The organism is Pseudomonas sp. 34 E 7 (assembly GCF_900005715.1).
GTDB classification, from domain to species: domain Bacteria; phylum Pseudomonadota; class Gammaproteobacteria; order Pseudomonadales; family Pseudomonadaceae; genus Aquipseudomonas; species Aquipseudomonas orientalis_A.
In genome coordinates this window covers 105,550-118,259 of the sequence record NZ_CVTX01000168.1, presented here as the reverse complement: position 1 = coordinate 118,259, position 12,710 = coordinate 105,550, and the positions used below count along the sequence as shown (strand labels likewise).

The 12,710-nt window shown below is 61.6% G+C and carries 12 protein-coding genes; 10 read left to right on the top strand and 2 right to left on the bottom strand.

Features of this window, described 5'->3' with window-relative positions; all coding sequences use genetic code 11:
• The 4 genes from BFP96_RS22470 to BFP96_RS22455 form a co-directional block, all read left to right on the top strand.
• A partial coding sequence (locus BFP96_RS22470) for a substrate-binding domain-containing protein (RefSeq protein WP_065936992.1) occupies positions 1 to 816 on the top strand: 816 nt, incomplete at its 5' end.
• The gene (gene araG / locus BFP96_RS22465) at positions 813 to 2,312 is read left to right on the top strand and encodes an L-arabinose ABC transporter ATP-binding protein AraG (RefSeq protein ID WP_065937044.1); all 1,500 of its coding nucleotides are present in this window, start codon (positions 813 to 815) and stop codon (positions 2,310 to 2,312) included. The genes BFP96_RS22470 and araG, both read left to right, overlap by 4 nt.
• A gap of 19 nt (positions 2,313 to 2,331) precedes the next feature.
• Positions 2,332 to 3,297, top strand: a complete 966-nt coding sequence (araH, locus tag BFP96_RS22460) for an L-arabinose ABC transporter permease AraH (protein ID WP_065887792.1) — start codon at positions 2,332 to 2,334, stop codon at positions 3,295 to 3,297.
• Positions 3,298 to 3,484: 187 nt separating this feature from the next.
• On the top strand, positions 3,485 to 4,288 hold the full coding sequence (locus BFP96_RS22455) for an IclR family transcriptional regulator (RefSeq protein WP_065895466.1): 804 nt from the start codon (positions 3,485 to 3,487) through the stop codon (positions 4,286 to 4,288).
• Here BFP96_RS22455 and BFP96_RS22450 read toward each other — a convergent pair whose 3' ends face one another.
• A complete protein-coding gene (locus BFP96_RS22450) occupies positions 4,289 to 5,341 on the bottom strand; it encodes an NAD(P)-dependent alcohol dehydrogenase (RefSeq protein ID WP_065895471.1) in 1,053 nt (350 codons plus the stop codon).
• A gap of 181 nt (positions 5,342 to 5,522) precedes the next feature.
• On the opposite strand from BFP96_RS22450, the gene BFP96_RS22445 reads away from it, so the two are divergent.
• Positions 5,523 to 6,416, top strand: a complete 894-nt coding sequence (locus tag BFP96_RS22445; protein ID WP_065887794.1) for an AraC family transcriptional regulator — start codon at positions 5,523 to 5,525, stop codon at positions 6,414 to 6,416.
• Positions 6,417 to 6,537: 121 nt separating this feature from the next.
• Here the strand turns inward: BFP96_RS22445 and BFP96_RS22440 are convergent, their stop codons facing one another.
• Positions 6,538 to 8,202 (bottom strand): electron transfer flavoprotein-ubiquinone oxidoreductase, encoded by a 1,665-nt coding sequence (locus tag BFP96_RS22440; protein WP_065895465.1) that lies wholly within the window; start codon positions 8,200 to 8,202, stop codon positions 6,538 to 6,540.
• A 506-nt stretch (positions 8,203 to 8,708) separates the two neighbouring features.
• On the opposite strand from BFP96_RS22440, the gene BFP96_RS22435 reads away from it, so the two are divergent.
• From BFP96_RS22435 to BFP96_RS22415, 5 genes are all read left to right on the top strand, one after another.
• Complete coding sequence (locus BFP96_RS22435; protein ID WP_024076934.1) at positions 8,709 to 9,458, top strand: electron transfer flavoprotein subunit beta/FixA family protein; 750 nt, start codon at positions 8,709 to 8,711, stop codon at positions 9,456 to 9,458.
• 2 nt (positions 9,459 to 9,460) lie between these two features.
• The gene (locus BFP96_RS22430; protein WP_065895464.1) at positions 9,461 to 10,390 is read left to right on the top strand and encodes an electron transfer flavoprotein subunit alpha/FixB family protein; all 930 of its coding nucleotides are present in this window, start codon (positions 9,461 to 9,463) and stop codon (positions 10,388 to 10,390) included.
• A 73-nt stretch (positions 10,391 to 10,463) separates the two neighbouring features.
• The gene (locus BFP96_RS22425; protein ID WP_065937043.1) at positions 10,464 to 11,279 is read left to right on the top strand and encodes a substrate-binding periplasmic protein; all 816 of its coding nucleotides are present in this window, start codon (positions 10,464 to 10,466) and stop codon (positions 11,277 to 11,279) included.
• A 9-nt stretch (positions 11,280 to 11,288) separates the two neighbouring features.
• Entirely contained in the window at positions 11,289 to 11,651 is a 363-nt protein-coding gene (locus tag BFP96_RS22420; protein WP_065895462.1) for a DUF4398 domain-containing protein, read from the top strand.
• Positions 11,648 to 12,451, top strand: a complete 804-nt coding sequence (locus tag BFP96_RS22415) for an OmpA family protein (RefSeq protein ID WP_065887798.1) — start codon at positions 11,648 to 11,650, stop codon at positions 12,449 to 12,451. Before BFP96_RS22420 ends, BFP96_RS22415 begins: the two co-directional genes overlap by 4 nt.
• Positions 12,452 to 12,710: the final 259 nt, after the last annotated feature.

Genomic DNA, 12,710 nt, shown 5'->3' with positions numbered 1-12,710 from the left:
GTGATCAAGATCGCCGTGCCGGATGGCGAGAAAACCCTGTCGGCCATCGACAGCCTGGCCGCCAACGGCGCCAAGGGCTTTGTGATCTGCCCGCCGGATGTGTCCCTCGGCCCGGCAATTGTCGCCAAGGCTAAGGTCAACGGCCTCAAAGTGATGGCCGTGGACGACCGCTTTGTCGATGCCAAGGGCAACTTCATGGAAGACGTGCCGTACCTGGGCATGGCCGCGTTTGAAGTGGGCCAGAAACAGGGCGCCGCCATGGCCGCCGAAGCGAAAAAACGCGGCTGGGACTGGAAGGACACCTACGCGGTGATCAACACCTTCAACGAACTCGACACCGGCAAGAAACGCACCGACGGCTCGATCAAATCTCTGGAAGAAGCCGGCATTCCCAAGGACCATATCCTCACCGCCGCGCTTAAAACCCTCGACGTGCCCGGCAGCATGGACGCCACCAACTCGGCCCTGGTCAAGCTGCCCAGCGGCGCGAAAAACCTGATCATCGGCGGCATGAACGACAACACCGTGCTCGGTGGCGTACGTGCCACTGAAAGCGCCGGCTTCAAGGCCGCCAACGTGATCGGCATCGGCATCAATGGCACCGACGCCATCGGCGAATTGAAGAAAGCCGACAGCGGCTTCTTCGGCTCGATGCTGCCAAGCCCGCATATCGAGGGCTACAACACCGCGCTGGCGATGTACGAGTGGGTCACCACCGGTAAAGAGCCCGCCAAATACACCGCCATGGACGAAGTGACCCTGATCACCCGCGCCAATTTCCAGGAAGAACTGACCAAGATCGGGCTGTGGAAATGACCGCTGCGGCCCTGCGTTTTGACGGTATCGGCAAAACCTTCCCTGGGGTCAAGGCGCTCGATGGCATCAGCTTCACCGCGCACCCGGGGCAAGTGCACGCCCTGATGGGCGAGAACGGTGCGGGTAAATCGACGCTGCTGAAGATCCTCGGCGGCGCCTATATTCCCAGCAGCGGCACGGTGCAGATCGGCGAGCAGACCATGGCCTTCAAGAACGCCGCCGACAGCATTGCCAGCGGCGTGGCGGTGATCCATCAGGAGCTGCACCTGGTGCCGGAAATGACCGTGGCCGAGAACCTGTTCCTCGGGCATTTGCCGTCGCGTTTTGGCGTGGTCAACCGCGGCGTGCTGCGCCAGCAGGCGCTGGCGTGCCTCAAGGGCCTGGCCGATGAAATCGATCCCCAGGAAAAGCTCGGGCGCCTGTCCCTGGGCCAGCGCCAACTGGTGGAAATCGCCAAGGCGCTGTCCCGCGGCGCCCATGTGATTGCCTTCGATGAACCGACCAGCAGCCTGTCCGCCCGCGAAATTGATCGCTTGATGGCAATCATCACGCACCTGCGCGATGAGGGCAAAGTGGTGCTCTATGTCTCCCACCGCATGGAAGAAGTGTTCCGTATCTGCACTGCGGTCACGGTGTTCAAGGACGGGCGCTTCGTGCGCACCTTCGAGGACATGAGCGCGCTGAGCCACGATCAGTTGGTGACCTGCATGGTCGGCCGCGATATTCAGGACATCTACGACTATCGCCCGCGCGAGCACGGCGACGTCGCCCTGAACGTCGACGGACTGCTCGGTCCCGGCCTGCGCGAACCGATCAGTTTCAACGTGCGCAAAGGCGAAATCCTCGGCCTGTTCGGCTTGGTGGGGGCAGGGCGCACGGAACTGTTCCGCCTGCTCAGCGGCCTGGAGCGTGCCAGCGCCGGCAGCCTGGAGTTGTGCGGTGAGCCGCTGCAATTGCGTTCACCGCGCGATGCCATCGCGGCCGGCGTGCTGCTGTGTCCGGAAGACCGCAAGAAGGAGGGCATCATTCCGCTGTCCAGCGTCGCCGAAAACATCAACATCAGTGCCCGTGGCGCGCATTCGGCGTTCGGCTGGCTGCTGCGCGATGGCTGGGAAAAGGGCAACGCCGACGGGCAAATCAAGGCTATGAAGGTCAAGACGCCGAGCGCCGAACAGAAAATCATGTACCTGTCCGGCGGCAACCAACAGAAGGCCATTCTCGGCCGCTGGCTGTCGATGCCGATGAAGGTGCTGCTGCTGGATGAGCCCACGCGCGGTATCGACATCGGCGCCAAGTCCGAGATCTACCAGATCATCCACAACCTCGCGGCCCAGGGTATCGCGGTGATCGTAGTGTCCAGCGACCTGATGGAAGTCATGGGCATTTCCGACCGCATCCTGGTGATGAGCGAAGGCGCCCTCACGGGCGAGCTCCCTCGCGACCAGGCGGATGAAGCACGACTGTTGCAATTGGCACTTCCGCGTACGCGGGCTTGAAGAACAAGAGGGCGCAGGTATGTCTCAGGTAAAAACGGCAAAAGGCTTCTGGCCAGGGTTCAATCAACGCAAGTTTCTCGACGACTGGGTGATGCTGTTGGCCGCCTTGGGCATCTTCGTGCTCAGTGCGCTGTTCATCGACAACTTCCTTTCGCCGCTGAACATGCGCGGGCTGGGCCTGGCAATTTCCACGGTGGGTATCGCCGCATGCACCATGCTGTTCTGCCTGGCGTCGGGGCACTTCGATTTGTCGGTGGGCTCGGTGATCGCCTGCGCCGGCGTGGTGGCGGGCATCGTGATCCGCGACACCGACAGCGTGATGCTCGGCGTGTCGGCGGCCCTGGCCATGGGCCTGGTGGTGGGGCTGATCAACGGCATCGTCATCGCCAAGCTGCGCATCAACGCGCTGATCGCGACCTTGGCGACCATGCAGATCGTGCGCGGCCTGGCCTACATCTTCTCCAACGGCAAGGCGGTGGGGGTGATGGATGAAGGCTTCTTCGTGTTCGGCAACGGCCAACTGATGGGCGTGCCGGTGCCGATCATCATTACCGTGTTGTGCTTTGTGTTCTTCGGTTGGCTGCTCAACTACACCACCTATGGGCGCAACACCATGGCCATCGGCGGTAACCAGGAAGCGGCGCTGCTGGCAGGGGTCAATGTTGATCGCACCAAGATCATCATCTTTGCCGTACACGGCCTGATCGGCGCACTGGCCGGGGTGATCCTGGCCTCGCGCATGACCTCCGGCCAGCCGATGATCGGCCAGGGTTTCGAACTGACCGTGATATCGGCGTGCGTGCTGGGCGGGGTGTCGTTGAGCGGTGGTATCGGCATGATCCGCCATGTGATTGCCGGGGTGTTGATCCTGGCGATCATTGAGAACGCGATGAACCTGAAGAACATCGACACGTTTTACCAGTACGTGATTCGCGGTTCGATCCTGTTGCTGGCCGTCATCATCGACCGCATGAAGCAACGCTGATCCCAAGCCATATGAGGATCAACATGTGGGAGGGGGCTTGCCCCCGATGGCGGTCTATCAGGGGACAGATGTGCAAGCGGACCCACCGCTATCGGGGGCAAGCCCCCTCCCACATTGGATGCCCTGTGTTCAGAAGGGCAGCTTTTGCCATAATGGCGCCGTTTTCGTACTTCCCAATAGGCCCGATATGCAGGAAAACGCTCACTCCCCCGTCAAAGACACCGCCCCCACCGGCACCCAGACCCTGCTGCGTGGCCTGGGCGTGGTGCAGGCGGTGGCGGCCGGTGCGCGGGATCTGAAAGAGATCGCCCGCCGTATCGGTACCACCCGCAGCACCACCCACCGCCTGGCCAGTTGCCTGGTGGAGGAGCGTTACCTGCGGGTGGTTCCGCAAGTCGGTTACCTGCTGGGGCCCAAGCTGATCGAACTGGGGTTCCAGGCGCGCGAAGAACTGCCGCTGGTGAACCTGGCCGTGCCCTACCTGGACGAGTTGTCGGCCCTCACCGGCGACACCATCCACCTGGCGATTCGCGAATACGACGAAGTGCTCTACCTGCACAAGAACCCCGGCCGCAACGGTCCGGAAATGCGCTCGCGGGTGGGCCATCGCATGCCGCTGGCGCGCACCGGCATCGGCAAGGCGTTGATGCTCGATGACAGCGTGGAGGAATGGCAGCGCCTGTACGACGTCAGCCTGCCGGCGGGGGGCAAGAACCTGCAATGGCCGCAGCACCCCGAGCAGTCCTGGGCGCAGTTCGAGCAGCGCATGCATGAATACGTGGTAGGCGGTTATGCGTTCGATCTGGAAGACAACGAACCGTCGATCCGTTGCGTCGCGGCACCGGTGCGCGATGCCAGCCGGCGAATCGTCGCCGGCATCAGCATCGCCAGTACCGTGCCCTACATGCCGCTGGAGAAAATGGCCGAGCTGATCCCTGTGATCAAACAGGTCGCGGCCCGGCTCTCGGCGCAACTGGGCGCGAAGGCCTGATCAGGCCTTCAGGGTCGCCATGTCGATGACGAAGCGATACTTCACATCGCCGGCGATCATCCGTGTGTAAGCCTCGTTGATCTGGCGGATGTCGAGCATCTCGATGTCGCAGGTAATCCCATGCTCGGCGCAGAAATCCAGGACTTCCTGGGTTTCGGCAATGCCGCCGATCAACGAGCCGGCCAGCACTTTACGGCCCAATACCAGTTTGGCGGCATTGACGGGCGGGTCCACCGGCTCGATCAGGCCGACCAGGATATGCACGCCGTCAAAGCGCAGCACGTCGAGGTAGGGGTTCAGGTCATGCTGCACCGGGATGGTGTCGAGCAGGAAGTCGAAATGCCCGGCGGCGGCTTTCATCTGTTCGGCATCGGTGGACACGATCACATGGTCGGCACCCTGGCGACGGCCTTCTTCGGCCTTGCTCGCCGAGCGCGTGAACAGCGTCACTTCGGCGCCCATGGCCTTGGCGAACTTGATACCCATATGGCCCAGGCCGCCCATGCCGAGAATCCCGACCTTGTCACCGGCCTTCACGCCATAGTGCTTGAGCGGCGAGTAGGTGGTGATGCCCGCGCAGAGAATCGGCGCAGCGCTGGCCAGGTCGAGCTTGGCCGGGATCTTCACTACGAAGTGTTCGCTGACCACGATGCTGTCGGAGTAACCGCCCATGGTGTTGCTGCCGTCCACGCGGTCCGGGGTGGCGTAGGTCATGGTCGGGCCTTCGAGGCAGTATTGCTCCAGATCCGATTTGCAGGCGTCGCAGTGGCGGCACGAATCGACCATGCAGCCCACGCCCACCAGGTCGCCGACTTTATGGGAGGTGACGCTGGCGCCGACGGCAGTGACCTTGCCGACGATTTCGTGGCCGGGCATCAGCGGGTACACCGCGATGCCCCATTCGTTGCGCGCCTGGTGGATATCGGAGTGGCACACGCCGCAGTAAAGAATCTCGATGGCCACGTCATCGGGGCGCGGGCTGCGGCGTTCAAACGACATGGGGGCGAGGGGAGTGGTGGCCGACTGGGCGGCGTAACCGATCGCTGTGTACATGAGGAAACCTCGCAAATGCATTGAAAAGTGAGGCGGGCCATTTTCCTCACTGACCCTGTGGACGGCCATGGCGATTGCTCCGAGTCTCATGCCTATTCGTCCGACAGTGCCCCTTGTTTGGATGCATGTGGCGCCAGACCTGCGATGATGTTCTTATCCCTTTTTCGCGAAGTTTTTTGCCATGCTGTTGACCCGCCATCTCGACGCTAACGCCACCCTGGTTTCCTTGATCGAGGGGCTTGCCTCCCGCGACGGCTTTTCGCCGACTCACTTGCCTGGCGTAAAGGTGTTGCGTGCCAGTTGCGACGTGGCGCGTGGGCCGCAGATCTACGAGCCGAGCCTGATGTTCGTGGCCCAGGGCAGCAAGGTCGCCTATCTGGGCCCGCGTACGCTGGAGTACGGCGCCGGGCACTACCTGATCCAGGCCATGCCGGTGCCGTTCGAGTGCGAGACCTTTGCCATGGCCCCCGGAGCGCCTTTGCTCGGCGTGACGGTCGGGATTGATCGCGTGGTGCTGGGGGAATTGGTCATGGCGATGGGCATGCAAGCCGGACCACCGCCGGCGGCGCAGACCCTGGAGTCGATGAGTTCGGTGGTGCTCGATGACGCCATGCGCGGGTGCGTCGAACGGCTGTTGCAGTGCCTGCACGATCCGCTGGAGAGCCGGATCATGGGGCCGGCGCGGGTGCGTGAATTATTGTTCACCGCGTTGCGTGGGCCACAGGCCGATGTGTTACGTGCATTGGTGGAACAGCAAGGGCAGTTTTCGCGGATTGCCACGTCCCTGAGTCACCTGCATGCCCATTACGCCGAACCGCTGAATATCGAGACGCTGGCCGGTTTTGCGCACATGAGTGCGTCGACCTTCCACGAACACTTCAAGCGCTGCACCTTGTTATCGCCGGTGCAGTATCTCAAGCGCCTGCGGCTATTGAAGGCCCAGCAACTGCTGCTGGTGGAGGGGGTGAGCGTGGCGCAGGCGGCGCATGGCGTGGGGTATCAGAGTACGTCGCAGTTCAGTCGCGAGTATAAACGCTACTTCCTGCGTAACCCCGGCGAAGAACGGGCCGCCTAAATCTTGCTGACACTCTGGAGTCAAAATGTGGGAGGGGGCTTGCCCCCGATAGCGGTGGGTCAGCCACAGACAGGCTGACTGACACACTGCCATCGGGGGCAAGCCACCTCCCACATTTGATTTACATATTCGGGTAAGTCGGCCCACCCGCACCTTCCGGGGTCACCCAGGTGATGTTCTGCGAAGGGTCCTTGATGTCACAGGTCTTGCAGTGCACGCAGTTCTGGGCGTTGATCTGGAAGCGCTTTTCGCCGTCTTCTTTAGTCACCACCTCATACACGCCGGCCGGGCAGTAACGCTGCGCCGGTTCATCGTAGAGCGGCAGGTTGGTGCCGATCGGGATACTCGGGTCTTTGAGCTTGAGGTGGCACGGCTGTTCTTCTTCGTGGTTGGTGCCGGAGATGAACACCGAGCTCAGTTTGTCGAAGCTCAGCTTGCCGTCGGGTTTGGGGTAGTCGATCTTCTGGCTGTCCTTGGCCAGCTTGAGGCAGGCGTAGTCCGGCTTGGTGTCGTGCAGGGTGAAAGGAATTTTGCCGCCAAAAATGTTCTGGTCGAGCCAGTTGAAGCCGCCGCCGACGATGGCGCCGAATTTGTGCACCGCCGGGCCGAAATTGCGGCTGGCGAACAGTTCTTCGTACAACCAACTGGCTTTGAAACCGTCGACATACGCGGTCAGTTCGTCACCGCCTTCGGATTCGGCAAACAGGCGGTCGGCCACCGCGTCGGCGGCGAGCATGCCGGACTTCATCGCGGTGTGGCTGCCCTTGATCTTGGCGAAGTTCAGGGTGCCGAGGTCGCAACCGATCAGCGCGCCACCCTTGAAGACCATCTTGGGCAGCGAGTTCAGGCCGCCTTTGCAGATCGCGCGGGCGCCATAGCTGACGCGCTTGCCGCCTTCCAGGTATTGGGCCAGCACCGGGTGATGCTTGAGGCGCTGGAACTCATCGAACGGCGACAGGAAGGTGTTGCTGTAGGACAGGTCCACGATCAGGCCGACCACCACCTGGTTGTTTTCCAGGTGATACAGGAACGAGCCACCGGTGTTCTCGTTGCCCATGATGTCCAGCGGCCAGCCGGCGGTGTGCACTACCAGGCCGGGCTGATGTTTGGCCGGATCGATTTCCCAGATTTCCTTGAGGCCGATGCCGTAGTGCTGGGCATCGGCGTCGCTGTCCAGGTTGAAGCGCTGGATCAGTTGCTTGCCGATATGCCCACGGCAGCCTTCGGCGAACAGGGTGTACTTGCCGCGCAGCTCCATGCCCGGGGTATACAGGCCTTCTTTGGGCTTGCCTTCGCGGTCCACGCCCAGGTCACCGGTGATGATGCCGCGCACCACGCCGTTTTCATCGAACAGCGCTTCCTGGGCGGCGAAGCCTGGGTAGATTTCCACGCCCAGGTTCTCGGCCTGCTGGGCCAGCCAGCGGCACAGATTGCCCAGGGAAATAATATAGTTGCCTTCGTTGTGCATGGTCTTGGGCACAAAGAAGTCGGGAACCCGGGTGGAGGTATCGCTGCTGCGCAGTACATAGATGTCGTCACGCACCACCGGCGTGTTGAGCGGGGCGCCGAGTGCTTTCCAGTCCGGGAACAGTTCGTTCAGGGCGCGTGGTTCGAACACGGCACCGGAGAGGATGTGTGCGCCCACTTCGGAGCCTTTCTCGACCACGCAGACGCTGATTTCCTTACCGGCTTCGGCGGCCTTCTGCTTCAGTCGGCAGGCGGCGGACAGGCCCGCCGGGCCGGCGCCGACGATGACCACGTCGAATTCCATGTATTCGCGTTCCACAGGCTATCTCCTACTCAAGGCTCAACAGGCTTTTTTTCTAATGGGTGGAGGTTCGGTAGTGTCATGCGGCAACGGCACGACTCACCTTTCTCTCTAGGTGGCGCATTATATCTACACCACTGGCAGCGTCCAATACAAACGTTTGTTTGAATTGCCCGCAGGCTAGGTAAATCAAAGCAACGCGGCTTATGACTGACCATTTTGCCGTATTGACCAGAATAGGCGTTCCGGTCAATATACGGTCGGTTTTGCGCTGACCGTAGGCAGACTGCAGGTTTCAAGAGCACGTCCAAAAGCAAGACAGGTGACGCGTGCCCGGACACTGGCGCGCAGTTTACATGCTGCGATAAAGAATGACCTCTCAGTCACCCCTGACGAACGGTCATCACTTCCCGTGAGCAAGGTCATCCGCCGAGGTTTTTGGAGGTGCCCTTGTGTGCCGATGAGCATCAACCGCCAGGTTCGCCTAGGCGACTTTCTTTTCACCGGAGAGTAACGAGGAATCCATGAAGGTTCTTGTAGCTGTCAAACGCGTTGTCGATTACAACGTGAAAGTTCGCGTCAAGGCGGACAATTCCGGCGTCGACCTTGCTAACGTCAAGATGTCGATGAACCCATTCTGTGAAATCGCCGTGGAAGAAGCCGTACGCCTGAAAGAGAAAGGCGTGGCGACCGAGATCGTCGTGGTTTCCATCGGCCCCACCACTGCCCAGGAGCAATTGCGTACCGCCCTGGCACTGGGCGCCGACCGCGCCATCCTGGTCGAGTCCGCCGAAGAGCTGACCTCCCTGGCCGTGGCCAAGCTGCTCAAGGCCGTTGTCGACAAGGAACAGCCGCAACTGGTGATCCTTGGCAAACAAGCCATCGACAGCGACAACAACCAGACCGGCCAGATGCTGGCTGCACTGACCGGTTACGGCCAGGGCACCTTCGCGTCCAAAGTGGAAGTGAGTGGCGACAGCGTTGCGGTCACCCGTGAGATCGACGGCGGCGCGCAGACGGTTTCCCTGAAACTGCCGGCCATCGTCACCACCGACCTGCGTTTGAACGAGCCGCGTTATGCGTCCCTGCCAAACATCATGAAAGCCAAGAAGAAGCCGCTTGAAGTGCTGACTCCGGACGCTTTGGGCGTTTCCACCGCCTCCACCAACAAGACCGTCAAAGTCGAAGCGCCGGCTGCACGCAGCGCGGGCATCAAGGTCAAGTCGGTGGCTGAACTGGTTGAGAAACTGAAAAACGAAGCGAAGGTGATCTGAACATGACTATCCTCGTAATCGCCGAACACGATAACAAGGTGCTGGCCCCGGCCACCCTGAACACCGTGGCCGCTGCCGCTAAAATCGGTGGCGACATCCACGTACTGGTAGCCGGTCAGGGCGCTGGCCCGGTGGCTGAAGCCGCCGCGAAAATCGCCGGTGTGAGCAAAGTGCTCAACGCCGACAACGCTGCTTACGCGCACCAGTTGCCGGAAAACGTTGCGCCGCTGGTTGCAGAGCTGGGCGCCGGCTACAGCCACATCCTGGCTGCCGCCACTTCCAACGGCAAAAACATCCTGCCACGCGTTGCCGCGCAGCTGGACGTTGACCAGATCTCCGAGATCATCTCGGTCGAAAGCGCCGACACCTTCAAGCGCCCGATCTACGCCGGTAACGCCATCGCTACCGTGCAGTCCAACGCTGCGGTCAAGGTCATCACCGTGCGCGCCACCGGCTTCGACCCGGTGGCCGCTGAAGGCGGTTCGGCTGCCGTTGAAGCCGTCGCTGCTGCCCATGACGCTGGCACTTCCAGCTTTGTCGGCGAAGAGCTGGCCAAGTCGGATCGCCCGGAACTGACCGCTGCCAAAATCGTCGTTTCCGGCGGGCGTGGCATGCAGAACGGTGATAACTTCAAGCACCTGTACGCCCTGGCCGACAAGCTGGGCGCAGCGGTCGGCGCTTCCCGCGCAGCCGTTGACGCAGGCTTCGTACCCAACGACATGCAGGTCGGCCAGACCGGCAAGATCGTTGCGCCGCAGCTGTATATCGCGGTCGGTATCTCCGGCGCGATCCAGCATCTGGCCGGTATGAAAGACTCCAAGGTGATCGTTGCGATCAACAAGGACGAAGAAGCACCGATCTTCCAGGTGGCCGATTATGGCCTGGTGGCGGACTTGTTCGAAGCCGTTCCCGAGTTGGAGAAGCTGGTCTAATCCAGTCGCTTCACTTATAAAGAGCCCGGTCTTGTGACCGGGCTTTTTTTTTGACGTGTAGGAGCACCTCGCCATGCAACTGCGTTCCTTGATCCTGCTGCTAAGTCTTACGCTGCTGCCGACCTTGTCGCTGGCGGCCGGCAAGTGCGAGCGCCTGGTCATCACCGGCAGCCCGGATGCACCGCCGTTGCTGTGGCGCGACCCGCAGGACCCGACTCACCTGATCGGCGCCACCGCCGATGTGCTGCAACAAGTAGCCACGGACCTGGGCCTGAAAATCGACCTGCTTTACGGCGGCAAGCGCTCCCTGGCCCTGGAGGAAGTGCGCAGCGGGCGCATGGATATCCTCGCCGATGCGCCGTTGAACCTCGGCGAGCTGGAAAACCTCGACTACATCCACCCGGCGTTGATGCAGATCGATTATCTGGTGTGGACTCGCAAGGACTCGCCCCTGGTCTACACCACCGCTGCCGACTTGCACGGCCATAAGGGCGCCGCCTCGGAGCGCGCTCGTCTGAGTGCCGGGTTTGATGCCCTTGCCGGCGAGCAGTTGACCTTGCAGCGTCTGCCCAGCCTGACGCCAGCCTTCCAGAAGCTGTTGCTGGGGGAGGTGGACTATGTGCTCGCCAGCCGCTATTCCGGCATGGCCATGGCCCAGACCCTGGGCATGAGCAATGACCTGGTCGCGCGCGAAGTACCGATCGACCAGCCCGGCCTGTACCTGGCCATCTCCCACAATTCGGCCTGCAATGATCCGTGGCTGCGCGGACAGCTGGCTAAAAAGATGACAGAATTGCCCGCGTCCGGTACCGCGGAAGCCGCGTTGCAGCGCAATCTCGAGCGCTGGAAGGCGCAATTGCAACAACCCGTCGGTACCCCAACAAAGTAGGGATTTTCAGTGACTCTTCGACCTCTTTTCGCGGCCCTGGCCGTTGTCGCCCTGGCGGGATGTGCCACCGATCCTGCGCCGACTGAACAAATGCGCCTGACCCAGCAAGCCCTGGAGCAAGCCAACGCAGTGGGCGCCAATACCGATGAATCGCCCGAGCTGAAACTGGCTGAAGAAAAATTTGCCAGAGCCCAGGGCAACATGGCCGACCAGTCCTACAAACACGCACGCATGCGCGCCGAACAGGCTGAACTGGATGCGCGTCTGGCCGAGGCCAAAGTGTTGACCGGCAAGAGCCAGGAACAATTGAACGTGGTCAACACGCGCATCACGCGCCTGCGCAAGCAGTTGCAGCTGGGAGAAGCCCAATGATCCGCGGTGTGAGTGTGGCGTTACTGCTGAGCAGCGCGGTGCTGGGCGGCTGTGCCAGCCAGCCCAGTAGCGAGCAGGCGTTGCAACAGGCCGGCAATGACTTTCAGTCGGTCAAGGAAGACGCCAATGTATTGCGCTTCGCGCCCAAGGATGTAATCCGCGCCGGGGAGTCCCTGGCGCGTGCCGACCGCCTCTCCAGCTACTGGGGCAGCGGCGCCGACGTGGTGCATTACGCTTACCTGAGCCAACGCTACAGTGCCATCGCCCGGGAACACACCGAGCAGGGGCTGAACGCCGAGCGCCTTGCCAAACTCGAGCTGGAACGCCAGCGCCTGCAATTGGCCTTGCGTGAAAGCAAGTTGGCCAGCGTGCAGCAGCAGGGCAAGTGGGTCGAACAGCAAATCGCCAGCCTGACCACCCAGACCGAGCGTGGCCTGGTGATGACCCTGGGCGATGTCTTGTTCGATACCGGCGAAGCCGAGTTGCAGAATTCGGCCAACCGTACGGTGTTGAAGGTCGTACAGTTCCTGCAACTGAACCCCAGGCGCAAGGTGCGCATCGAGGGCTACACCGATGATACCGGGGGCGAACGAGACAACCTGAACCTGTCCCGTGACCGTGCCCAGTCGGTGGCAGATGTGCTGGTTGACCTGGGCATCGACGAAAAACGCATTCAGGTCGAGGGGTATGGCGACAAGTACCCGGTGGAGGCCAACGCCTCCGAGCGTGGCCGTGCGCAGAACCGTCGGGTGGAAATTGTGTTCTCCGACGAAAAAGGCCAACTGGGCGCCGCTCGCTAAGAACCAGGCCCGGATCAAAATGTGGGAGGGGGCTTGCCCCCGATTGCAGGGGGCCAGTCACACATGTGCCTACTGACACTCCCTCATCGGGGCATAGGCATCTACACAACTCTGTAGCGCCCAACCGTAACCACGATGCGAAGCGAGTCGCTCTTGATCTGGCTTTTGATCTTAGGCGCCCCGTTAAACCACGCTGGCCGAACGCAGGCTTGAATCCGTGGGTAACCCGGCAGGACGCCGGGTTAGCCGCACTGGGCCA